Genomic DNA, 23854 nt, shown 5'->3' with positions numbered 1-23854 from the left:
CGATTCTTGGCTATGATAGGCCGCGTTTTTCGCCGGGCCCATGGGGTTCGGCATTGTTACTTATTCAAGGGCACGGCCACAATCGCGCGACTTCGGTCGTTCGACATTGCGCAGCCCACTGAGCTTTTCCAACACCGTTAGTGGAGAGATCACCTTGGTAGAGTACGTAGTTTCCCTCGATAAGCTCGGCGTCCACGATGTAGAGCATGTGGGGGGCAAAAACGCATCCCTCGGCGAGATGATCAGCAACCTGGCCGGCGCCGGCGTCTCGGTTCCCGGCGGTTTCGCCACTACGGCTCAGGCCTACCGCGACTTCCTCGAGCAGAGCGGCCTGAATGCCCAGATCCACGCGGCCCTCGACGCGCTCGACGTCGACGACGTCAACGCCCTGGCCAAGACCGGCGCGCAGATTCGCCAGTGGGTCATGGAAGCCGACTTCCCGGCCGAGCTGGACAAGCAGATTCGCGAAGCCTTCGCCACCATGAGCGCCGGCAACGACAACATGGCCGTGGCCGTGCGTTCCTCCGCCACCGCCGAAGACCTGCCGGATGCTTCCTTCGCCGGCCAGCAGGAAACCTTCCTCAACATCCGCGGCGTGGACAACGTGATCCGCGCCACTAAGGAAGTCTTCGCTTCCCTGTTCAATGACCGTGCCATCGCCTACCGCGTGCATCAGGGCTTCGACCACAAGCTGGTCGCCCTGTCCGCCGGCGTGCAGCGCATGGTGCGTTCGGAAACCGGCACCGCCGGCGTGATGTTCACCCTGGACACCGAATCCGGCTTCCGTGACGTGGTGTTCATCACCGGCGCCTACGGCCTCGGTGAGACCGTGGTGCAGGGCGCGGTCAACCCCGACGAGTTCTACGTGCACAAGCCGACCCTGGAAGCCGGCCGTCCGGCGATCCTGCGTCGCAACCTGGGCAGTAAGGCGATCAAGATGGTCTACGGCGACGAGGCCAAGGCCGGTCGTTCGGTCAAGACCGTGGAAGTCGACCGTGCCGAGCGTGCGCGCTTCTGCATCAGCGACGCCGAGGTCAGCGAGCTGGCCAAGCAGGCGCTGATCATCGAGAAACACTACGGCCGCCCGATGGACATCGAGTGGGCCAAGGACGGTGACGACGGCAAGCTGTACATCGTGCAGGCCCGTCCGGAAACCGTGAAGAGCCGCTCCAGCGCCACCGTGATGGAACGCTACCTGCTGAAAGAGAAGGGCACCGTGCTGGTGGAAGGCCGCGCCATCGGTCAGCGCATCGGCGCCGGCAAGGTGCGGGTGATCCACGACGTGTCCGAGATGGACAAGGTGCAGCCGGGCGACGTGCTGGTCTCCGACATGACCGACCCGGATTGGGAACCGGTAATGAAGCGCGCCAGCGCCATCGTCACCAACCGCGGCGGTCGTACCTGCCACGCGGCGATCATCGCCCGTGAGCTGGGCATTCCGGCGGTGGTTGGCTGCGGCAACGCCACCAGCGTGCTGAAGGACGGCCAGGGCGTGACCGTTTCCTGCGCCGAAGGCGACACCGGTTTCATCTTCGAGGGCGAACTGGGCTTCGACATCCGCAAGAACTCGGTCGACGCCATGCCCGAGCTGCCGTTCAAGATCATGATGAACGTCGGCAACCCGGATCGCGCCTTCGACTTCGCCCAGCTGCCGAACGAAGGCGTGGGCCTGGCCCGCCTGGAATTCATCATCAACCGCATGATCGGCGTGCACCCGAAGGCGCTGCTGAACTTCGCCAGCCTGCCGCCGGAGATCAAGGACAGCGTCGAGAAGCGCATCGCCGGCTACGGCGATCCGGTCGACTTCTATGTCGAGAAGCTGGTCGAGGGCATCAGCACCCTGGCCGCTGCCTTCTGGCCGAAGAAGGTCATCGTGCGTCTGTCGGACTTCAAGTCCAACGAATACGCCAACCTGATCGGCGGCAAGCTGTACGAGCCGGAAGAAGAAAACCCGATGCTGGGCTTCCGCGGTGCTTCGCGCTACATCAGCGAATCCTTCCGCGACTGCTTCGAACTGGAATGCCGTGCGCTGAAGAAGGTGCGTGGTGAAATGGGCCTGACCAACGTCGAGATCATGGTGCCCTTCGTGCGTACCCTGGGCGAGGCCTCGCAAGTGGTCGAGCTGCTGGCGAGCAACGGCCTGGCCCGCGGTCAGGACGGCCTGAAGGTCATCATGATGTGCGAACTGCCGTCCAACGCGCTGCTGGCGGAGGAGTTCCTGGAGTTCTTCGACGGCTTCTCCATCGGCTCCAACGACCTGACCCAGCTGACCCTGGGCCTGGATCGTGATTCCGGCATCGTCGCCCACCTGTTCGACGAGCGTAACCCGGCCGTGAAGAAGCTGCTGGCCAATGCCATCGCCGCCTGCAACAAGGCCGGCAAGTACATCGGCATTTGCGGCCAGGGCCCGTCGGACCATCCGGATCTGGCCAAGTGGCTGATGGAGCAGGGCATCGAGAGCGTGTCGCTGAACCCGGATTCGGTACTCGATACCTGGTTCTTCCTGGCTGAAACTCAACCCGCCTGAGGCGCGATCATCGATGTGCACAAGGGCGGGTTGATCCCGCCCTTTTTAGTGCCCCGGGAACCGCCGCGTCGCCAGCGGCGTGGCGGCCAACGGGCGGGCATCGCAATCGATGTGAAGCATCGTCTTCGAGGTTTTTTCCGAGTGTCGTCTTTATTTCTGGCACAGCGCCATTGCGGTCACCCGATCCATGCAAAGCAGCAGTGAGCTTTTCCCCGTCGCCCTGATCAGCGCCGAGTTGCGCGGTGATCTGAGCGAGGACGTCTACCTCCTCAAACCCAACAACAGCCCCGATTGCACTGTCGAACTGGCCCTGACCCGCCTGGGCCTGGCCGGCGCCGAGGGCGAGCGGGGCGTGCCGGTGGTACTGCTGCACGGCAGCTTCTCCAATCGTCGCTTCTGGTATTCGCCCAAGGGCATCGGCCTGGGCGCCTACCTGGCGCGTGCCGGTTTCGATGTGTGGATCGCCGAAATGCGCGGTCATGGCCTGTCACCACGCAATGACAGCTACCGAAGCAACAACGTGGCGCAGTACGTGCGTTACGATCTGCCGGCCGTTGCCGATTTCATCTTCGAGCAGAGCGGGCAGGCCGCACACTGGATCGGACACTCCCTCGGTGGCGTGATCCTGGCGGCGGCGCTGGGTGGTGGCTTCCTCGATGAGTCGCGCGCCCGCTCGGCGGCGTGGTTCGGCAGCCAGATCAGCCGCATCTACTGGCCGCTGAAGCTGCCGCCGGTGGAGTGGGGAGCTCGGTTGCTGCTGCGCGCCTTTCCCTATCTATCCGGGCGACGACTGAAGCGGGGACCGGAAGACGAACCCATTGGCCTGGCTCAGGAAACCCTGCGCTGGCTGGGCCTGTTCGGCCGCTTCGGCGATCGCGAGCAGGACTGGTGGACAGGGCTGACCCAGGTGCGTCTGCCCATTCTGGCGGTCGGCGCCGTGGCGGATCATCAGGACCCTGCCTGGGCTTGCCGCAAGTTGCTGGAGCAATGCAGCGCAGCGCCGACGCAGTTTCTGCTGCTGGGCAAGAGCAATGGTTTTTCCAGCGACTTCGGCCATATCGAGATGCTGGTCAGCAAGGAAGCGCAGCGTGAGGTGTGGCCGCTCACCGAATACTGGCTGCAACACCTGCAACTGCCGGCAGGTTTCAGCGAGGAAGCGGCGAGTGTGGGCGGCTGAGCCTGTTCGGGTCGTTTCTTCGTCGCACGCATACCGGTAATATGTGACGCCGCTAAAGGTCGCGGTCATTTACCGGGCAGCCGGTGGTCGCATGTTCATCGCGTTGGCGCCAAGCATTCTCGTGCCACGCTTCGTTGCCGCTGAACGCCCCGCATGCCGAGTTGTCCTTGATTTGAAACTGCCTGTGTCGTTGAACACCTCGGTTTAGAGCCCTGGGTTGCCACCTCATTCATCGTTGAAAGGAGTTTTGCCATGCACTACATCACCCCAGATCTGTGCGACGCCTATCCGGAGCTGGTCCAGGTGGTCGAGCCGATGTTCGCCAACTACGGTGGTCGCGACTCCTTCGGTGGTCAGATGGTGACCATCAAGTGCCATGAGGACAATTCGCTGGTAAAGGAACAGGTCGACCTGCCGGGTGAAGGGCGTGTGCTGGTGGTCGATGGCGGCGGCTCGCTGCGCCGGGCGCTGCTGGGGGACATGCTTGCGGAGAAGGCTGCCAAGAATGGCTGGGCGGGCATCGTCGTCTATGGCTGCATCCGTGATGTGGATGTGATTGCGCAGACGGATCTGGGCGTGCAGGCGCTGGCCAGCCACCCGATGAAGACCGACAAGCGCGGTATCGGCGACCTCAACGTGCCGGTCACCTTCGGTGGCGTGACCTTCAAGCCGGGCGAATACCTGTATGCCGACAACAACGGCATCATCGTCTCCCCGCAAGCGCTGAGCATGCCGGAATAACCCGGATGCAGGCTTACGACTCCGCGTTGTTGCATGCCTTCGTGCTCGATGGGCAGGGTGGTGCCCGCAGCATTTGTCCCGCAGAGCTGGACGACCTGCAGCTGCGCGAGTGGGAAAGCCTGTGGTTGCACTGGGATCGTGGTCAGCCTCAGGCGCAGCGCTGGTTGCGCGAGAACAGTGGGCTGGATGAATTCAGCTGCAACCTGCTGCTCGAGGAAAACACCCGTCCGCGCCTGCTGCCCCTGCCCGACGACGAACTGTTGCTGTTCCTGCGCGGGGTCAACCGCAATCCCGGTGCAGAGCCGGAAGACATGGTCTCGGTGCGCATCTTCGCCGATGCCCGCCGCGTGATTTCCCTGCGTCTGCGGCCGCTGCGGGCGACCGAAGCCCTGATCGCCGACTTCGAGGCCGGCCGTGGGCCGAAAAGTGCTTCAGAGCTTCTACTTGATCTGGCCCGCTATCTGACCGACCGGGTCGATGACCTGATCACCGAGCTGAGCGAGGCGCTCGACGAAGAAGAGGACGGGCTGGATGCCGATGAACGCTATCGCCCCGACCACAGCCTGATGCTCCAGTTGCGCCGCCGGGCGGCTGCGTTGCGTCGCTTTCTGTCGCCGCAGCGCGACCTCTACGCTCAGCTGGTACGCAATCGCCAGGTCTGGTTCATGGAAGATGACGAGGATTACTGGAACGAGCTCAACAACCGCCTGACCCGCTATCTGGAGGAGCTGGAGCTCATCCGCGAGCGCGCCAATCTGGTTCTCGAGGCGGAAAGCCGGCGCTTGAACGAGCGCATGAACCGCCTGATGTATCGCTTCAGCATCACCGCCGTACTGTTTCTGCCGTTGACCTTCATCACCGGCCTGCTGGGCATCAACGTCGGCGGCATTCCCGGCGCCGACAGCTCGGTGGGTTTTCTGGTCGCCTGTGGCCTGATAGCTGCGTTGGCGCTGGGTCTGCTGCTGTTGTTTCGCCGCTGGCGCTGGTTGTGATGTGTGACTCATCTGCCCGCCACTGCGTCTAGCCGTGACATCCCGTGAGGTGCGCATGCACGATCCATTCGAAGAGTCTCTACGCGACCTGCTCAAGTCATCGCCGTCCAGCCATGACGACGATGCCTGCCTGCATCGGGTGCTCAAGACCGCCAATCGCCAGGTCGGCGCTGGCGATCTGTTCAGCCTGATAGGCCACTGGCTGCAGGCGCTGATGATTGCCCTGAACAACGGTTCGGCGCATGTCGCGCCAGTTTCTCGCCGTACTCAACCCCCTGTTTCTGCTGATAAGGCCGACTGAAATGGAACTCGATCCCTGGACCCAAAGCCTGATCTCCGCGATGACCGCACTGTGGACCAAGGTTGCCGGCTTCATCCCCAATCTGTTCGTCGCCCTGGTGCTGGTGCTGCTCGGCTTCGTCGTGGCCAAACTGCTCGACACCCTGCTGTCCAAGCTGCTCGGCAAGGTAGGGCTGGACCGTCTGATGATGGGTACCGGGCTGACCAAGCTGTTGGCCCGTGTGGGGATCCAGGCGTCGGTTTCGACCCTGATCGGCAAGATCGTCTACTGGTTCGTGCTGCTGATCTTCCTGGTTTCGGCTGCCGAATCGCTTGGCCTGCAACGCGTATCCGCCACCCTCGACGTGCTGGCGCTGTACTTGCCCAAGGTCTTCGGTGCGGCCCTGGTGTTGCTGGCCGGCGTACTGCTGGCGCAACTGGTCAGCAGCCTGGTGCGTGGCGCCGCCGAAGGCGTCGGCCTGGAATATGCCCATGGTCTCGGTCGCGTGGCCCAAGGCCTGGTGATCATCATCAGCATCTCGGTGGCCATCGGCCAGCTCGAGGTCAAGACCGATCTGCTCAACAACGTCATCGCCATCGTCCTGATCTCGGTCGGTCTGGCGGTCGCCCTGGCCCTGGGGCTGGGCAGTCGCGACATCGCCAGCCAGATCCTGGCAGGCATCTACGTGCGCGAGTTGTACCAAGTCGGGCAACAGGTGCAGGTCGGCGAGGTCGAAGGCCAGATCGAAGAGATCGGCACGGTGAAAACCATTCTGTTGACCGATGCCGGCGAGCTGGTTTCGGTGGCCAATCGGGTGATGCTCGAACAACGCGTGAACAGTCGCTGACGCCAATCTGTTATTTTATGCAGCTGCCCGGCAGGCATGACCTGCCGGGCACTTTTCGTCCTGACCGTCGGCCCGACTCGTTTTGAACAAAGCTCAATCCCTGCCCACGCGCTATGACCCCCGCGAGCTCACCGATGAAGAGCTGGTGGCGCGCGCCCATGACGAGCTGTTTCACATCACCCGTGCTTATGAAGAGCTGATGAGGCGCTACCAACGCACATTATTCAACGTATGTGCGCGCTATCTGGGGAACGAAAGGGACGCCGACGATGTCTGTCAGGAGGTGATGCTGAAGGTGCTATATGGCCTGAAGAACTTCGAAGGCAAGTCCAAGTTCAAGACCTGGCTGTACAGCATCACTTACAACGAGTGCATCACTCAGTACCGAAAAGAGCGGCGCAAGCGTCGATTGATCGATGCCTTGAGTCTGGATCCGCTCGAAGAAGCTTCCGACGAAAAGACACCCAAAGTCGAGGAGCGAGGCGGTCTGGATCGCTGGTTGGTTCATGTCAATCCGATCGACCGCGAAATTCTGGTGCTACGATTTGTCGCAGAACTGGAGTTCCAGGAGATTGCCGACATCATGCACATGGGCTTGAGCGCAACGAAGATGCGCTACAAGCGAGCATTGGATCGGTTGCGGGACAAATTTTCGGAAACTTCCGAAACTTAGTTCAGCTTCCCGACCACTAAGGGAGTGGCGAAACCTGATAAAATCGCCGCCAAGTTGCCGAGTGATGTTCGCGGCGACTTATTAACCACCAAGATGGGGATTTAACGGATGAAAGTAAAAAACACCTTGGGCGTAGTCATTGGCTCTCTCGTTGCCGCAACTTCCTTCGGCGCGCTGGCGCAAGGCCAAGGCGCTGTCGAGGTGGAGGGCTTCGTCAATCGCTACTTCACTGACTCTCAGCGTGGCTATGCCCACGATGAAGGCAACCTGTTCGGTGGCAGCATTGGCTATTACCTGACCGACGATGTAGAACTGGCGCTGTCCTACGGCGAATACCACGACATTCGTGGCGAGCGTAACCTCGGCAACAAGGACATCAAAGGCAGCCTGACCGATCTGAAGGCCATCTACCACTTCGGTCAGCCGGGTGTAGGTCTGCGTCCTTACGTCTCCGCAGGTTTCGGTCATCAGAGCATCAGCAACACTACTAGCGGCGGCCGTAACCACTCGACTCTGGCCATTGCAGGCGCTGGTGCCAAGTACTACTTCACCGAAATGTTCTACGCCCGTGCCGGCGTCGACGCTCTGTACAACATCGACCAGGGCGACACCGAGTGGCAAGCCGGTGTGGGTGTTGGTCTGAACTTCGGTGGCGGCAGCAAGCCGGCCCCGGCTCCGGCCCCTGTAGCTGCAGCTCCGGAGCCGATGCCTGAGCCTGCTCCTGAGCCGGCCATGGAAACCGTTCGCGTCGAGCTGGACGTCAAGTTCGACTTCGACAAGGATCGCGTCAAAGAAGAAAGCTACGGTGACATCAAGAACCTGGCTGACTTCATGAACCAGTACCCGCAGACCACTACCACCGTTGAAGGTCACACTGACTCCGTCGGTTCTGACGCTTACAACCAGGGTCTGTCCGAGCGTCGTGCCAACGCCGTACGTAACGTGCTGGTCAACCAGTACGGTGTCGATGGCAACCGCGTGAACGCTGTTGGTTACGGCGAAACCCGCCCGGTAGCCGACAACGCCACCGACTCCGGCCGCGCCATCAACCGTCGCGTTGAAGCCGAAGTAGAAGCCCAGATCAAGCAGTAATGCTTCTGGTGCTGTAAGGAGAAACCCGGCCTCGGCCGGGTTTTTCTTTTTTCTGCATAAAAAAGCCCGCCAAGGGGACGGCGGGCAAACAATGCCTTCGCAGGAGGCGAAGCAGTCAGGCATGCAGGAGTTGGGGCATTCCGAGCTGGGCGCTGGCGCGGGCGACCTCGCCGATCACCAGGATGGCCGGGCTCTGCAAGGCGAAGGCGCGGGCATCTGCGACCATATCTGCCAGTTGGCTGCGGCACTCGCGCTGTGCGGGCAACGAGGCGTTCTCGATCATGGCCACCGGCATCTCGCCGCTCATGCCGCCGGCGAGCAGGCCGTCGCGAATATCCGCCAGTTTGGCTACACCCATATATACCACCAAGGTGGTGCCGCTCTGCGCCAGCGCCTGCCAGTTCAGCGAGCTGTCATCCTGGGTATGGGCGGTGACCAGGGTCACACCGCGCGCCACGCCGCGTAGCGTCAGAGGGATGCCGCAGTTGGTGGCGCCGGCCAGGCCGGCAGTGATGCCGTTGACCAGCTCCACCTCGACGCCGTGCGCGCCGAGCCAGTCGGCTTCCTCGCTGCCGCGACCGAAGATGCAGGGATCGCCGCCTTTAAGACGCACCACGCACTTGCCCTGGCGCGCGTAGCGCAGCATCAGGCGATGGATAAAGGCCTGCGGTGTGGAGCGGCAGCCGCCTCGCTTGCCCACCGAGACGATACGCGCGCCGGGGCAGTGCTCGAGCACGGCCGGGTTGACCAGATCGTCGATCATCACGATCTCGGCCTGGTTCAGCGCCTTGACCGCCTTGAGGGTCAGCAGCTCGGGATCACCGGGGCCAGCGCCCACCAGCCAGACTTTTGCGTTCATATCGGGTTCCTCGTAGGGTGCGCCGTGCGCACCGAGTTATTTTGCAGCGGTGCGCACAGCGCACCCTACGCTTGTGTCGCCACTGCCTGCTGGGCCAGCAACCGCTTGATTTCGGGTACGCAGGAGCCACAACTGGTGCCGCATTTGAGTTCCTGCTTGAGGCCGTTCAGATCCAGGCCGCGCTCGATGCCGGCGCACACCGCGCTTTCGCTGACGTTCAGGCAATTGCACAGGGTCTTGCCGCGCGTGGTGGCGCCGACGTTGCCTGGCGGCGCGGAGACCGGGGCGAGCAGCCAGCGGCGCAGGTCGGCATCGGCCTGGCCGTCCAGCCACAGGCTTCTCAGCCATTCGCTGGCGGCCGTTTCGCCGGCCAGACGGATACTGACGATGCGGCCATCCTCGATACGCACGCGCTTGCCCACCGCGCGGCGCGGGTCGTCGTAGGCCAGCACCGGGCCCTGGTTCAGGCGCAACAGGCGGTCGATCTGTGCCAGCAGCTCGGGTTGCGGCGCCACGGCGCTGGCGGCGCGGATCAGCAGGGCGGGGCGCTCGCGGCCGGTGGGGGTGAGGCTGGCGTAGGCGAAGTCCTCGAACAGCGGACGCAGGGCCTCGAAGCGGCTCTGCACCTCGCCCTCGACCAGGGCGAACAGCTGCCAGGGCAGCTCGACCTTGTCCACCTCGACGCCGGCATGCTTGAGCTCCGGCTGCTTGGATAGCGGGTCGAAGGCCGGTTGGGTCAGCACGTTGGTGCCCAGGCCCTTGAGGAAGCGGTCGCCCCAGTGCATCGGCAGCCAGGCTTGGCCTGGGCGCACCGACTCGTCCGCCTGCACCGGCAGGATCAGGCTGCCGCGGCGGCTGCGCAACCTGACCAGGTCGCCGTCCTGCAGGCGGCGGCGACGCAGTTCATCCGGATGCAGGCCGAGCACGGCGGCCTCGACATGGCCGAATAGGCGCGCGGCGGTGCCGGTGCGGCTCATGCCGTGCCACTGGTCGCGCAGGCGGCCGGTGTTGAGGGTAAGGGAGAAACGCGCCTCGCGCTTTTCCTTTGGCGCGCGGTAGGGGTCGGCATGGAACTGCGCACGCCCGCTGGCGGTGGGGAAGCGGCCGTCGGCATAGAGCCGTGCGGTGCCCTGCCGTGCGCCGGGCGCAAACGGCCATTGCTGGGGACCTTGGTCATCGAGCAGCGCGTAGCTCAGCCCCGAGAGGTCGAGATCGCGCTCGGCGGTCAGGAACTTGTATTCCTCGAACAGCGCCTCGGCGCTGGTGAAGTCGAACAGGCTGGGCAGGCCGGGGCGGAGCAGAGTTTCCAGGCGACGGGCGAAGTCGCAGGTGATCGACCAATCGGGCCGCGCATCGAAGGGCGCTGGCACGGCGCGGCGTACATGACTGACGCGGCGCTCGGAGTTGGTCACCGTGCCTTCCTTCTCGCCCCAGCTGGCGGCGGGCAGCAGCAGGTCGGCGTAGCGGCAGGTCTCGGTGGTGAAGAAGGCTTCCTGCACCACGACGAAGGGGCAGGCGGCCAGGGCCTCGTGCACCTTGTTCTGGTTCGGCAGCGACTGCGCCGGGTTGGTGCAGGCGATCCACAGCGCCTTGATGCGGCCGTCGTGCACCGCATCGAACAGCTCGATGGCGGACAGGCCGGGCGTCTCCGGCAGGGTGTCGACGCCCCAGTAGGCGGCGACTTCGGCGCGGTGCTCGGCGTTGCCGGCCTCGCGGTGGCCCGGCAGCAGGTTGCTCAGGCTGCCGGTCTCGCGGCCGCCCATGGCGTTGGGCTGGCCGGTCAGGGAAAAGGGGCCGGCGCCGGGCCTGCCGACCTGCCCGGTGGCCAGGTGCAGGTTGATCAGCGCGCTGTTCTTGGCGCTGCCGGACGAGGACTGATTGAGCCCCATGCACCACAGCGAAAGGAAGGAGGGCGCGCGGCCGATCAGCTCGGCGCAGCGCTGCAGGGCGTCCAGGCTGATGCCGCAGATATCGGCGGTGGCCGCCGGGCTGTAGTCGCGCACCAGGTTCTTCAGCGCCGCGAAACCTTCGGTGTGGGCGTCGATATAGCGGCGGTCGACCCAGCCTTCCCACAGCAGGAGATGCAGGATGCCGTGAAACAGCGCCACGTCGGTGCCGGGCAGAATCGCCAGGTGCAGGTCGGCCAGCTCGCAGGTGTCGGTACGCCGCGGATCGACGACGATGATCTGCATCTCGGGGCGGCGCGCCTTGGCTTCTTCCAGGCGACGGAACAGCACCGGGTGGGCGTAGGCCATGTTGGAGCCGGCGATCAGCAGGCAGTCGCTCTGCTCGATGTCCTCGTAACTGCAGGGCGGGGCATCGGCGCCGAGGCTGCGCTTGTAGCCGACCACCGCCGAGCTCATGCACAGGCGCGAATTGCTGTCGATATTGTTGGTTCCCACCAATGCTCTGGCCAGCTTGTTGAAGGCGTAGTAGTCCTCGGTCAGCAACTGGCCGGAAATATAGAAGGCCACGCTGTCCGGGCCGTGCTCGCGGATGGTCTCGGCGAACACCGCCGCGGCGTGATCCAGGGCGCTGTCCCAGTCGGTGCGCGAACGGGCCAGGCCCTTGCCCAGACGCAGCTCGGGATGGAGCGCGCGGGCGTCGAGGTCGCCGGTCAGGTGCAGGGTCGAGCCCTTGCTGCACAGCTTGCCGAAGTTGGCCGGGTGGCTGGGGTCGCCGGCGACGCCGAGGATCTTCTCGCCGTCGTGCTCGATCAGCACGCCGCAGCCCACGCCGCAGTAGCAGCAGGTTGAAGCGGTGATTTGGCTTTGGGTAGGCATGGCGCTCGACTCCGTGGTTTGCGGCTTGCTGTAGGAGCTAGGGGGGACGCTGAGTTCCTGCTGGCGATCCAGGTCGCGAAAGGCATCGCCAGCAAGCTGGCTCCTACAGTTCTATGCGCACTTTTCGGCCTGGTTCAGGGCCAGCAGCACGCGGCCGTTCTCGACCCGGGCATGGTGCCGGTGAGCGCAGCCCACATCCGGCGCCACGGCCTCGCCGGACTCCAGCTCGATCTGCCAGTTGTGCAGCGGGCAGGCCACGCGCTTGCCGTAGATCAAGCCCTGGGACAGCGGGCCGCCCTTGTGCGGGCAGCGGTCGTCGAGGGCGAAGACCTCGTCGGCAGCGGTACGGAAGATGGCGATGTCGCCCTTGGGACCGCTGACGATGCGCGAGCCGAGCACGTTGATTTCGTCCAGGGCGCAGATATCCAGCCAGTTCATACGGTGGCCTCCTCGATTTGCACCACCTTGATGGTGTCGAACTCTTTCTTCAGTTGCGGCGTCTCGATGCGCTCCTTCCACGGGTCCTGCTCGAACGACAGGGCGTAGTGCAGGCGCGCGGCCAGGGCCTTGCGGTTGGCTTCGTCTTCCAGCACCGCCTTCTTGATGTGCTCCATGCCGACGCGCTGCATGTAGTGCACGGTGCGCTCCAGGTAGAAGGCCTCCTCGCGGTACAGCTGGAGGAAGGCGGCGTTGTATTCGCGCACTTCTTCGGCGGTCTTCACCTTGACGAAGAACTCGGCGACCTCGGTCTTGATCCCGCCGTTGCCACCGATGTACATCTCGAAGCCGGAATCCACACCGATGATGCCGACGTCCTTGATGCCGGCTTCGGCGCAGTTGCGCGGGCAGCCGGAGACCGCCAGCTTGACCTTGTGCGGCGACCACATGTTGAACAGGTCATGCTCCAGGTCGATACCGAGCTGGGTGGAGTTCTGCGTGCCGAAGCGGCAGAACTCAATGCCGACGCAGGTCTTCACCGTGCGGATGGACTTGCCGTAGGCGTGGCCGGAGGGCATGTCCAGGTCCTTCCACACGGCCGGCAGGTCGTCCTTCTTGATGCCCAGCAGGTCGATGCGCTGACCGCCGGTGACCTTGACCATGGGCACGTTGTACTTGTCGGCCACATCGGCGATGCGGCGCAGCTCGGACGGGTTGGTCACGCCGCCCCACATGCGCGGCACCACCGAGTAGGTGCCGTCCTTCTGGATATTGGCGTGGGCGCGTTCGTTGATCAGGCGCGACTGCGGGTCGTCCTTGGCCTCGCCCGGCCAGGTGGAGATCAGGTAGTAGTTGAGAGCCGGGCGGCAAGTGGCGCAGCCGTTGGGCGTACTCCAGTTGAGAAACGCCATGGTCTGCGCCATGGACGTCAGGTGCTGCTCGCGGATGGCCTTGCGGATCTGCCCGTGGTTGAGGTCGGAGCAGCCGCAGATGGCCTTCTCGCTCTTGGGTTTGACGTCGGCGGCGCCGCCCACGGTGCTGATCAGGATCTGCTCGACCAGACCGGCACAGGAGCCGCAGGAGCTGGCGGCCTTGGTGTGCTTCTTGACCTCGTCGACCGAGAACAGGCCGTTCTCCTGGATGGCCTTGACGATGGTGCCCTTGCACACGCCGTTGCAGCCGCAAATTTCCATGCTGTCGGGCATGTTGGCGGTCTTGTCGGCGCCCTGGTGGCCGACGTCGCCGATGGCGCCTTCGCCGAACATCAGATGGTCGCGGATCTCGCTGACGTTGTGGCTCTCGCGGATCTGGCGGAAGTACCAGCCGCCGTCGGCGGTGTCGCCGTACAGGCAGGCGCCGACCAGCACGTCGTCCTTGATCACCAGCTTCTTGTACACGCCGCCGATGGGGTCGGAGAGGGTGATGGTCTCGGTACCTTCGCCGCCCATAAATTCGCCGGCGGAGAACAGGTCGATACCGGTGACCTTGAGTTTGGTCGAGGTCACCGAGCCCTGGTAGCGGGAGAAACCGAGCTGGGCCAGGTGATTGGCGCAGACCTTGGCCTGCTCGAACAACGGCGCCACCAGACCGTAGGCGATGCCGCGGTGGCTGGCGCATTCGCCGATGGCGTAAACGCGCGGGTCGAAGGTCTGCATGGTGTCGTTGACCAGGATGCCGCGGTTGCAGGCGATGCCGGCGCTCTCGGCCAGTTCGGTGTTGGGGCGGATACCGGCGGCCATCACCACCAGGTCGGCGGGAATCACCTCGCCGTCCTTGAATTTCACCGCGCAGACACGGCCTTCGCCATTGTCCAGCAGTTCGGCGGTGTGCTTGGGCAGGAGGAACTTCAGGCCACGGTCTTCCAGGGACTTCTGCAGCAGCTCGCCAGCGGTGCGATCCAGCTGGCGCTCCAGCAGCCAGTCGCCGAGGTGCACCACGGTGACGTCCATGCCGCGCAGCTTGAGGCCGTTGGCCGCCTCCAGGCCGAGCAGGCCGCCGCCGATGACCACCGCGTGCTTGTGGGTCTTGGCGGTGTCCATCATGGTCTGGGTGTCGGCGATGTCGCGGTAGCCGATCACGCCCTGCAGGTCCTTGCCCGGAATCGGCAGGATAAAGGGGTTGGAACCGGTGGCGATGAGCAGGCGGTCGTACTCGGCCTCGCTGCCATCATCGGCGATGACCAGGCGCTGCTTGCGGTCGATCTTGACCACCTTGCGCCCGAGCAGCAGCTTGATGTCGTTCTCCGCATACCAGTTCAGATCGTTGAGCACGATCTCCTCGAAGGTCTGCTCGCCGGCCAGCACCGGCGAGAGCAGGATGCGGTTGTAGTTGGGGTGCGGCTCGGCGCCGAACACGGTGATGTCGTAGAGGTCGGGGGCGAGCTTGAGCAGCTCCTCGAGGGTGCGTACACCCGCCATGCCGTTGCCGATCATCACCAGCTTGAGTTTTTGCATGCCGGCCATCTCCTGAAAAATCACGGTGGAAAAGAAACAAAAAAGGCGTCCCGCTAGTCACCTAGCGAGGACGCCTTTGTCCAGGTCCCGTTCTATCGGGAAGTGCAGCCTTCTTCGTTGAAGGTCGCGCTTTATGTGTTTGCTGCCAGTAACAATGCAGTGCCTGTGCCAACTTTCTCGAAGCTCGGTTTTCCTGGCTTTTCAGCGACTTGGCGTATCTGCCGGACGGGGCTCGTGCACCTTTGCGAGGCGTTTTGCGCTGCTTTGGTGCGAGTGGGACTATTTGAGCAGCAGCAGCGCCAGCAGCAGGTTAAGCAGCAGCGACACCAGCGCCACCGTGCGCCAGACCAACAGCGGCTCGCGTTCCAGCAGCGGTCGTGGACGGTTGTTCAGCGACTGGCGCTCGCCGCTTTCCAGGGCCAGCAGCCATTCCTCGGCGGTTTCGAAGCGCTGCGCCGGGGCAGCGGCTACCGCGCGGTTCAACACCTCGTCGAGCCAGGCCGGCAGGTCCGGGCGATAGCGGCTGGCCGGGGGCGGCTGGCCGAAGCGCGGGTGCTGGAAGGCCTCGACCTCGCCATAGGGATAGTGACCGGTGAGCAGGTGGTAGAGGGTCACGCCGGCGGCGTAGAGATCCTGCTGGGCGCTGGGCGGGCTGCCGGCGAAGGCTTCCGGGGCGATATAGCTGGGGGTGCCGGGCAGGGCATGCGCCTCGTCGCGGGTCAGGCCCGGACAGTAGGTCAGGCCGAAGTCCAGCACGCGCAGTTCGCCGTCGTCGCCGAGCAGCAGGTTCTCCGGCTTGATGTCGCGGTGGATGATATTGCGCCGGTGCAGCAGGCCGAGCGCCTTGATCAGCCGCGGCGCCAGGTCCTGCCAGTCGGCCAGGCTCAGCGGGCCATGCTGTTGCAGGCGCGCGGCCAGGGTCTGGCCGGCGTACTCGCGCTGCACGTAATACAGGTGCTGACGCTGCGGCAGGGCGTGCAGCTCGGGGAAGTGGCGGCCGGCGACGCGACGCAGGAACCATTCCTCCTGCAGCAGCGCCGGGCCGGCCTGTTCCTCGCCGGCGCGGCTGGCCGGCAGGGTCTTGAGCAGCCAGGGCTGATTGTCGGTATCGCGCACCCGGTAGATCAGCGACTGGCGCGATTCGCCGAGCAGCCGTTCGACCTGCCAGCCCTCGAACTCCTGGCCGTCGCGCAGACGCGGCGGCAGCGGCCAATGCTCGAGCTGGGCCAGGGTGTCGGCCAGCGCGGCTTCCGGGAGCTGCTCGACCTGCACCAGCAGGGCGCTGGCGTTGTCCTGACTGCCGGCACGGTGCGCCTCGTCGACCAGTGCCTGGCAGATCGCCTGGGCATCGGCGCCCTGTAGCAACTCGCCGATGCGCTTGTCGCTGAGGCAGGCCCAGACGCCGTCGCTGACCAGCAGGAAGCGGTCGCCGGCCTGCAGCTCGCCGTCGCGGTAGTCCACCACCAGGTGCTGATCCAGGCCCATGGCGCGCTTGAGCACGTGCTGCATGCCCGGCTGTTCCCAGACATGGTCCTCGGTCAGGCGCAGCAGGTGGCCGTCACGCCACAGGTAGGCACGGCTGTCGCCGATATGCGCCAGGGTATAGCGGCGGCCGCGCAGCACCAGGGCGGTGAGGGTGGTGAGCAGCGGCTGGCCGCCGCCATTGGCCTGTAGCCAGCGGTTATGCGCGGTGAGCAGACGGTCCAGGCTGTGCTGCACCGGCCAGGTTTCCGGCGTGGAGTAGTAATCCAGGGCAAGCGCCTGCAGGGTGGCGCGCGCCGCCAGGCCGCCGTCGGCGCACTGGCTGACGCCATCGGCCAGGCCCAGCAGATAGCCCTTGCTGGCGGCCAGGGCCGGCGCCGGGGTGACCACGCGCAGGGCATCCTGGTTCTCGCTGCGCGGGCCGATGGCGCTGGTTTCGCCGATGCTCAGTTGCAGGGCCATGATGCAGTTTCCGTAGATCTTTGGACCGTAGGGTGCGCCGTGCGCACCAGGCTCGACGCAAATCGCTGGTGCGCGCGGCGCACCCTACGGAGTGTGGCTGGTCGTCGAGAACTCGCTCACACCCGCGCGGCGGTGACCGCGGCGCTGCCCCAGGTGGTGCGCCAGCGCTGCTTGACCCCGTGCAGGCCGATCCAGGCCAGCACACCGAGGCTGGCGAACAGCCACAGGCCCAGCTGGTAATCGCCAGTGTGCTGCTTGATGGTGCCGAGGCCGGCGGCGAGGAAGAAGCCGCCGATGCCGCCGGCCATGCCGATCAGCCCGGTCATCACGCCGATTTCCCTGCGAAAGCGCTGCGGCACCAGCTGGAACACGGCGCCGTTACCGGCGCCGAGGCCGAGCATGGCGGCGACGAACAGGGCCAGGGCAGCGGTCGAGCTGGGCAGGTTGAAGCCCACCGCGGCGATGCACAGCGAGGCGATGGTGTACATCATCAGCAACGTGCGGATGCCGCCGATGCGGTCGGCCAGGGCGCCGCCGAGCGGGCGCAGCAGGCTGCCGGCGCAGACGCAGGCGGCGGTGTAGTAGCCGGCGGTCACCGGGTTCAGCCCGTACTGGTCGCTGAAGTAGCCGGGCAGGGCGCTGGCCAGGCCGATGAAGCCGCCGAAGGTGACGCTGTAGAAGAACATGAACCACCAGCTGTCGCGGTCGCCGAGGGCCTTGAGGTAGTCGCCGAAGGCTTTGGGTTTGGGCCGCTCCGGCGCGTTCCTGGCCACCAGGGCGAAGATCACCAGGGTCGCCAGCAGCGGGATCAGCGCCCAGCCGAACACGTTCTGCCAGCCGGACAGCGCCGCCAGACCCGGGGCGAACAGGGCCGCCAGGACGGTGCCGGAGTTGCCTGCGCCGGCGATGCCCATGGCCTTGCCCTGGTGCTGCGGTGGGTACCACTGCGAAGCCAGCGGCAGGGCCACGGCGAAGGCAGCGCCGGCGAAACCGAGGAACAGGCCGAGCAGCAGCGCCTGCTCGTAGCTGCCGATGCCGATCTGCCAGGCGCAGAACAGCGCGATGATCACCACCACCTGGCCGAGCAGGCCGGCGGTCTTCGGCGACAGGCGGTCGCAGAGAAAGCCCATCAGCAGGCGCAGCACGGCGCCGGCGAGAATTGGCGTGGCTACCATCAGGCCGCGTTGCTGGGCGTTGAGTTCGAGGTCGGTGGCGATTTGCACCGCCAGCGGGCCGAGCAGGTACCAGACCATGAAGCTCAGGTCGAAATAGAGGAAAGCGGCGAACAGGGTGGGGGCGTGGCCGGCTTTCCAGAAACTTGTATTCATCGATCACCTCATCAGCGAGAAGGAGCCCAGCATGGCGCGGCGAAACCGTGGTCGTGGACACGGCGGCCGCGCCTGCCGGGGAGGCCGTGCACTTGTGGTGCAGGGCCCTGCGGCCGAGGCCACAGCAGGGTTGAACGATTGCAGTGCAGGCTCGGATCGCGACGCCTGCGCCGGCCCCGGACACTGGGGCGAACACGAAAAAAAACGCCGCTTCACCGCAGGCCATGAAGGCCGGGTGAGGCGACGTCTTTGTCGTGAGGGAGGTGGCCGCCGTTGGCTACCTGGTATCAGGGACTAAGCAAGTGCCGGGCCAACCGATCGAAGGCCCTGATAGGGGGCGTTGCGGCATTTCGGCGAGCGCAGGGCTGCCGCAAAACGAGGCGTTTGCGCTGTCAATGCACCCGAACGGGGCGGGTGCTTCGCTCAGCTATGCGGCGAGCTGAGTGCAGTTCGTGCTTCGATGCTGGCCAGTTGGGCGATACTGGTTGCGTGAGTCGGTAGCGGCAGGGTCAGCAGGGCGATTGCCAGCAGATTGCTCAGCAGCCCAGCCTGACGGGCACGGCGGTAGGTGTCGGTCATCCTCGATCCCCCCTTTTTTCTGTTCTGACCTAGGCGTAGCAGACGATTGGCGATGTGTCACGGTGCTTGCAGCAATAACTGTGCAAGTTCCTGCCAGGGCCTGCTTCGTCAGCGTGCGCCTGGCGCATGGGGAACCCCGCTCAGTCGAGCCGATTGACCTTGGGGAACTTGGCACTGAAGGCGTCCGGCATCGGCACCACCTTCGACTGGCGGTAATCGAAGAACACGAAGCCGGACTTGGCCATGGCCACCAGTGTGCCGTCGGCCGGGCGGGTGATGCGGAAGGTGATATCGCCGCCATAGCGGTTGAAGTCCATCACCCCGACCTCGAACAGCAACTGGTCGCGGGCATGGGCTTCGGCTCGGTAGGTGGTGGCCAGATCGGTGACGATGATGCCGGTGCCGTCCTCGTCGGTCTCGCGAATGCCGAACTCGTAGAGAAAGCGCGCCCTGGCTTCGGAGATCATCGAAATCATCGAGTCGTTGCCCAGGTGGTTGGCACCGTTGATGTCGGTGACCCGCACGGTGAGCTGGGTGCTGTAGCAGTACTGGTCTTCGGGAAATTCTAGGGTCAGGCGGGCCATGGTGCGTCTCGTGGAAAATCAGGCGGCGATTGTACGCCGCCTGCTCCCAGGCAGAAGAGTCATCCGCGCCACAGGCGCTCAGTGCGCGAGGAAGCGCCTGAAGCCCTGCAGCTCGCTGCGGATCTGTGGCAGGGCCTGTTGCAGCACGCTGGCGGCGTTCGCCAGGCGCCGATCATCGGCTCGGCTGGCCTGCAGGGCGGTGAAACTGCCGCTGGTGAACGGCAGCACCACCTTGTGCCGTTCGCCGAGGAAGGCCAGGCGGTCCCAGTCGCCAGCCACCAGCAGCCGCGGCGAACTGGGGCTGAACAGGCTCTGGCCGATGCTGTAGTCATGCGCCGGGTTGTTCACTCCCAGCAGCGGCAGCAGGGTTGGCAGCAGGTCGACATGGCTGGTGCGCAGCTTGGTGCGCTGCGCCTCGCGGCCCGGCACCCAGAGCACCAGCGGCACGCGCAGCTGGGCATCGACGAAGGTGGAGTTGTGGCCCCAGCGGCCGTTGTCCATGAACTCTTCGCCATGATCGCCGGTGATCACGATCAGCGTGTCGTCCAGCAGCCCGCGCTGTTCGAGATGGTCGACGACCCGGGCGATCTGCCCGTCAAGGTGGTGCACGGCGTTCAGGTAGCGCTTGTAGATGCCGTCGATGTCGCGCTCTAGGTCCATGCTGGCGTAGCTGAAGTCCGGGAGGTAATCCGGCTCGATCACCGACTCGGGCGGGAAGTCGTAGTTGGCGTGCGGCGACTCGAAGAACATGAAGGTCATGAAGGGCTTCGCACGGTCGCGCTGGTCGATGAACTGCAGCAGGTCGTCGACGTTCTTGCGGTCGCGCTGCCAGCTCGGCCCGCGGTCATAGGATTGCATCTGCGCCGGTGGCACCTTGACGAACAGGGTCTTGTCGAACTCCGGATAGCTGAACTTGGCGCTGGTGAACAGGCGCATCTGGTAGTCCTGCTGTTGCAGCACGTCGATGAGCGGGCTGCCGATGCGCGCATCCAGTACCGAAAACCAGAGGTTGGCCGGCAGGCCGTAGAACTGGCTGAACATGCCGATACGGGTGCCGTTGCCACCGGAGAAATGACTGTCGAAGCGCAGCGCGCGCGCCGCGAAGGCGTCGGTCTGCGGCATCACCCGTGGGTTGAGGCTGTCGGCACGCCAGGATTCGGCCACCAGCCACACCAGGTTCAGCGGTTTGTCCGGGCGCGTCAGACGCAGCGGCGCCTGCGGATACTTGAGCTGGCCCTTGAGTGCGACGTTTTCCAGCTCCAGACGCTGCGGTCGCTGCAGGCCGAGCTGTTGCTCGAGGAAGCGGCGCATGGTCAGCGGCTGATAGAAGGGCATGCGCTGAGCGGTCTCGAGCAGGGGGCTGTAGCCGTAGAAGTGGCTGACGCCGTAGCTGACGCGCTCGCCCAGCGTGGCCAGGAGAAACAGCGGCAGCACCCACAGCCAGCGCGGCGCGGGTAGCCGCGGTTGCCATCTGGCCAGCGCACTGGCCAGCAGGCGCAGCAGCGCCTGGCCCAGCAACAGCGCGGCGGCGATCAGGGCGAAGCCGCTCTGCGTCGATTCGGAGGAGCCCAGGGCCGCGATACCGCCCGGCGTGGTGAGGATGTTCCAGACGAAACCGTTGAGGTGAAAGCCATACAGCTGCCAAAGCAGTCCGTCGGCGTAGATCAGCAACTGCAGCAGACCCGCCAGCAGCACCGACAGCGTCAGGCCGAGACCGCGGTGCAGCCGGCTGCCAAGCTGGCCCAGCAACCACAGAGGAGCGATGAACAGCAGCGCGTAGCTACCGAGCAACACCAGCTGGTACAGCCCCAGGGCGAGGCTCGCCGGCGGGTCGAAGGCGCGGGACAGATGCCCGGCGACGGCGAGCCAGGTGAAGAACCAGTACAGCGAGTCGGCGCGGCGCGTCGATGGATGGCTGGGCACGCACAATTTCCTTTCTTATTGGAGATGGCCGCGCAAGGTAGCGATGCGACCTTAAGCGAGGCTTAATCGGCGTTCAGCGGTGTGCGGTGTTGAGGTGATAGAAGGTCACTCGGCCGCCTTCCTTGCTGGGGCCTTCGTTGTCCTGGATGTAGGCCCCGGCCTTGAAGTACAGCTGCTGCTTCGCCCAGGAGGGATGGAGCTGGCGGTACAGCGAGCCCTTGTCGTCGTCCTTGCTGACCACGGCCACGCCCAGCTTGCCGGTAGGCGTCAGGCGCAGGTCGTAGCCGAAGCGTTCGCCCAGCTGCACGTTTTCCGCCAGCAGGATGTTCTGCACCTGGTGATCGCCGGGTTTCTCGCGCAGCAGCAACTCCAGGCGGCCGATACCGTTGCGATAGTGGTACTGCAACTTGATCAGCGGGTCGTTTTCGCTGCCGGGCTCGTCCTTGCTGTGAATCTGGCCGATCACCACCTTGTTCTTGCTGGGCACGCTGTCGACTGTCAGCACTGCGCTGAGGTAGCTGTCGCTGCTGCCGTGTTGCCAGTTGCTCAGGCTGCCGTCGCTCTGCGTCTCGCGCAGCTCGCTGCGAGGGTACTTGGCATCGGCGGTGGGCGAGCCGGTCACCGGTGCCCAGAAGGTCACGCTGCCATCTGCGTTGCGGCGGAAATAGCCGCTCTGATAGCCGTTGTTGAGCCTCGTGGTGCTGATGGTGGTCGGGGCTGGGTCGGTGGGGACGGACAGGTTCCAGGTGGTGAGATCGAGCACGTAGAGTCCTTGGTCGGGAGTGGAAAGCCCCCTTTCGTCTACCGAAGCGGCAAATGGTTCAACGCTGCCCCGAACCGCAAGCCGAACGGTCGCACTCGGGGCAGAGCAGGTCAGGCGGCCGGTCGCTGCTGACGCTGGTAGAGGAACTCCAGCACCGCGGTGCGGTAGGCGTGATACTGCGGGTCGTTGGCCAGTGCCAGGCGGTCGCGCGGGCGCGGCAGGTCGACGGCGAGAATTTCGCCGACGGTGGCCGCCGGACCGTTGGTCATCATCACGATGCGATCGGACAGCAGCACGGCTTCGTCAACGTCATGGGTGACCATCACCACGGTGCTCTGGGTCTGCCCGACGATGCGCAGTAGCTCGTCCTGCAGGTGCGCGCGGGTCAGGGCATCGAGGGCGCCGAACGGCTCGTCCATCAGCAGCACCTTGGGCTCCATGGCCAGGGCGCGGGCGATGCCGACGCGCTGCTTCATGCCGCCGGAGATCTCGTTGGGGTGCTTGTGCATGGCATGACTGAGGCCGACCATGTTCAGCGCCTGCTCGGTGCGGGCCTTGAGCTGGGCCTTGTTTTCGCGCGCGCCGAAGACCTTCTCCACGGCCAGGTGGACGTTGCCGAAGCAGGTCATCCAGGGCAGCAGGCTGTGGTTCTGGAACACCACGGCGCGCTCCGGGCCGGGCCCGTCGATCTCGCGGCCGTTGCAGATCAGGCCGCCTTCGTTGGCCTCGAGCAGGCCGGCGATCAGGTTGAGCACGGTGGATTTGCCGCAGCCGGAATGGCCGATCAGCGCCACGAACTCGCCGCGGGCGATGCTCAGATTGACGTCTGCCAGCGCCTGGAAGCGGCCTTTCTTGGTGTCGAAGTGCTTGCTGACGGCGGTCAGCTCCACGAACTTGTCCATCGCAATTCTCCCGTTCCCCGGAGGCTGCCCGGGGAGTCGTGTCAGGCTTTCCCGTATTCAATTCGGGATGTTTTCATTTAAATCAATGGGTTGAATTCGTTTCTTCTACTGCTTTATCAGCTCGCGTAGTCGAAACGCCTGGCGATCAGCAGCAGCGTCTGCTCCAGCGCCAGGCCCACCAGGCCGACGATGATGATGGCGATGAGAATGTGCTCGACGTTGAGGTTGTTCCACTCGTCCCACACCCAGAAACCCAGGCCGATGCCACCGGTGAGCATCTCTGCGGCCACGATCACCAGCCAGGCCACGCCGATGGCCAGGCGGATGCCGGTCATCAGGTGCGGCAGCACGGCGGGAAACAGGATGCGCGTCAGCACCTTGAACTCCGACAGCTTGAGCACACGGGCCACGTTCAGGTAGTCCTGCGGCACACTGGCCACGCCGGCGGCGGTGTTGAGGATGATCGGCCAGATCGAGCTGATGAAAATCACCCAGATCGACGCCGGGCCGGCCGCCTCGAATACCAAGAGGCCGATCGGCAGCCAGGCCAGCGGCGAGACCGGACGCAACAGGCTGATGATCGGCGCCAGCATGCCGGCCAGGAAGGCGAAGCGGCCGATGGCGAAGCCCAGGGGAATGCCCACCAGCGCGGCGAGGCCGAAGCCGACGCCGACGCGGCCAAGCGAGTTGAGGATGTTCCAGCCGATGCCCATGTCGTTGGGGCCGTTGTCGTAGAAAGGGTCGGCGAACAGCACCAGGGCGGCCTGCCAGGTGCTCAAAGGCCCGGGCAGGCCCTCGCTGTACTGCGCCAGCAGCGACCAGAAGCCGATGAAGGCGAGGATACCCAGCAGCGGAGCGATGCCGGCCTTGAACAGCGTGGCGAGGGTTTGCGCGTCGGGTAGCCGCGTCGCAAGGCTTGCGCGCGGCTTGGCGACTGGGGGTAATGGCGTTTTCAGGGGCGCATTCATG

The 23854-nt window shown here is 64.9% G+C and carries 20 protein-coding genes; 8 read left to right on the top strand and 12 right to left on the bottom strand.

The window, feature by feature from the left end; genetic code table 11:
- The first annotated feature begins 154 nt into the window (after positions 1-154).
- The 8 genes from ppsA (at position 155) to L1F06_RS12310 (ending at position 8329) form a co-directional block, all read left to right on the top strand.
- On the top strand, positions 155-2527 hold the full coding sequence (gene ppsA / locus L1F06_RS12345; RefSeq protein ID WP_012018503.1) for a phosphoenolpyruvate synthase: 2373 nt from the start codon (positions 155-157) through the stop codon (positions 2525-2527).
- Between the two features lie 187 nt (positions 2528-2714).
- Complete coding sequence (locus L1F06_RS12340; RefSeq protein ID WP_129482419.1) at positions 2715-3704, top strand: alpha/beta fold hydrolase; 990 nt, start codon at positions 2715-2717, stop codon at positions 3702-3704.
- A gap of 252 nt (positions 3705-3956) precedes the next feature.
- The gene (gene rraA / locus L1F06_RS12335; RefSeq protein ID WP_129482420.1) at positions 3957-4445 is read left to right on the top strand and encodes a ribonuclease E activity regulator RraA; all 489 of its coding nucleotides are present in this window, start codon (positions 3957-3959) and stop codon (positions 4443-4445) included.
- A gap of 5 nt (positions 4446-4450) precedes the next feature.
- Positions 4451-5437, top strand: coding sequence for a CorA family divalent cation transporter (locus L1F06_RS12330; RefSeq protein WP_129482421.1), 987 nt, complete (start codon positions 4451-4453; stop codon positions 5435-5437).
- A 55-nt stretch (positions 5438-5492) separates the two neighbouring features.
- Complete coding sequence (locus L1F06_RS12325) at positions 5493-5738, top strand: hypothetical protein (protein ID WP_003240032.1); 246 nt, start codon at positions 5493-5495, stop codon at positions 5736-5738.
- 1 nt (position 5739) lies between these two features.
- Complete coding sequence (locus L1F06_RS12320) at positions 5740-6564, top strand: mechanosensitive ion channel family protein (protein ID WP_012018507.1); 825 nt, start codon at positions 5740-5742, stop codon at positions 6562-6564.
- A gap of 82 nt (positions 6565-6646) precedes the next feature.
- Complete coding sequence (sigX, locus tag L1F06_RS12315; protein WP_003240036.1) at positions 6647-7237, top strand: RNA polymerase sigma factor SigX; 591 nt, start codon at positions 6647-6649, stop codon at positions 7235-7237.
- Between the two features lie 108 nt (positions 7238-7345).
- Positions 7346-8329 carry an OmpA family protein gene (locus L1F06_RS12310; protein ID WP_129482422.1) on the top strand — a complete coding sequence of 328 codons (984 nt, stop codon included), beginning with the start codon at positions 7346-7348 and terminating at the stop codon, positions 8327-8329.
- Between the two features lie 115 nt (positions 8330-8444).
- On the opposite strand, the gene cobA is transcribed toward L1F06_RS12310, so the two are convergent.
- The 12 genes from cobA to ntrB form a co-directional block, all read right to left on the bottom strand.
- Positions 8445-9188: a uroporphyrinogen-III C-methyltransferase gene (gene cobA, locus L1F06_RS12305; protein WP_129482423.1), complete on the bottom strand. Its 744-nt coding sequence runs from the start codon at positions 9186-9188 to the stop codon at positions 8445-8447.
- Positions 9189-9253: 65 nt separating this feature from the next.
- Entirely contained in the window at positions 9254-11971 is a 2718-nt protein-coding gene (locus L1F06_RS12300) for a nitrate reductase (protein WP_129482424.1), read from the bottom strand.
- Between the two features lie 111 nt (positions 11972-12082).
- Positions 12083-12409, bottom strand: coding sequence for a nitrite reductase small subunit NirD (nirD, locus tag L1F06_RS12295; protein WP_012018511.1), 327 nt, complete (start codon positions 12407-12409; stop codon positions 12083-12085).
- Positions 12406-14862 (bottom strand): nitrite reductase large subunit NirB, encoded by a 2457-nt coding sequence (gene nirB / locus L1F06_RS12290; protein ID WP_129482425.1) that lies wholly within the window; start codon positions 14860-14862, stop codon positions 12406-12408. Before nirB ends, nirD begins: the two co-directional genes overlap by 4 nt.
- Before the next feature lie 279 nt (positions 14863-15141).
- A complete protein-coding gene (locus tag L1F06_RS12285) occupies positions 15142-16806 on the bottom strand; it encodes a bifunctional protein-serine/threonine kinase/phosphatase (RefSeq protein WP_129482426.1) in 1665 nt (554 codons plus the stop codon).
- A 116-nt stretch (positions 16807-16922) separates the two neighbouring features.
- On the bottom strand, positions 16923-18134 hold the full coding sequence (locus tag L1F06_RS12280; RefSeq protein WP_129482427.1) for a nitrate/nitrite transporter: 1212 nt from the start codon (positions 18132-18134) through the stop codon (positions 16923-16925).
- Between the two features lie 423 nt (positions 18135-18557).
- Positions 18558-18713, bottom strand: a complete 156-nt coding sequence (locus L1F06_RS12275) for a hypothetical protein (protein WP_012018515.1) — start codon at positions 18711-18713, stop codon at positions 18558-18560.
- A 140-nt stretch (positions 18714-18853) separates the two neighbouring features.
- Positions 18854-19297 (bottom strand): thioesterase family protein, encoded by a 444-nt coding sequence (locus L1F06_RS12270; RefSeq protein WP_003240052.1) that lies wholly within the window; start codon positions 19295-19297, stop codon positions 18854-18856.
- A gap of 78 nt (positions 19298-19375) precedes the next feature.
- Positions 19376-21220: a sulfatase-like hydrolase/transferase gene (locus tag L1F06_RS12265; RefSeq protein WP_129482428.1), complete on the bottom strand. Its 1845-nt coding sequence runs from the start codon at positions 21218-21220 to the stop codon at positions 19376-19378.
- A 73-nt stretch (positions 21221-21293) separates the two neighbouring features.
- Positions 21294-21983: a polysaccharide lyase family 7 protein gene (locus L1F06_RS12260; protein WP_129482429.1), complete on the bottom strand. Its 690-nt coding sequence runs from the start codon at positions 21981-21983 to the stop codon at positions 21294-21296.
- 110 nt (positions 21984-22093) lie between these two features.
- Positions 22094-22885 (bottom strand): ABC transporter ATP-binding protein, encoded by a 792-nt coding sequence (locus L1F06_RS12255; protein WP_129482430.1) that lies wholly within the window; start codon positions 22883-22885, stop codon positions 22094-22096.
- Between the two features lie 116 nt (positions 22886-23001).
- On the bottom strand, positions 23002-23853 hold the full coding sequence (gene ntrB / locus L1F06_RS12250) for a nitrate ABC transporter permease (protein ID WP_036986784.1): 852 nt from the start codon (positions 23851-23853) through the stop codon (positions 23002-23004).
- Between the last annotated feature and the right edge of the window lies 1 nt (position 23854).

It is taken from the genome of Pseudomonas hydrolytica (genome assembly GCF_021495345.1).
In the GTDB taxonomy this organism is placed as follows: Bacteria; Pseudomonadota; Gammaproteobacteria; order Pseudomonadales; family Pseudomonadaceae; genus Aquipseudomonas; species Aquipseudomonas hydrolytica.
Note: the sequence above shows the minus strand (reverse complement) of the source record. Positions and strands in the feature narration are given on the sequence as shown.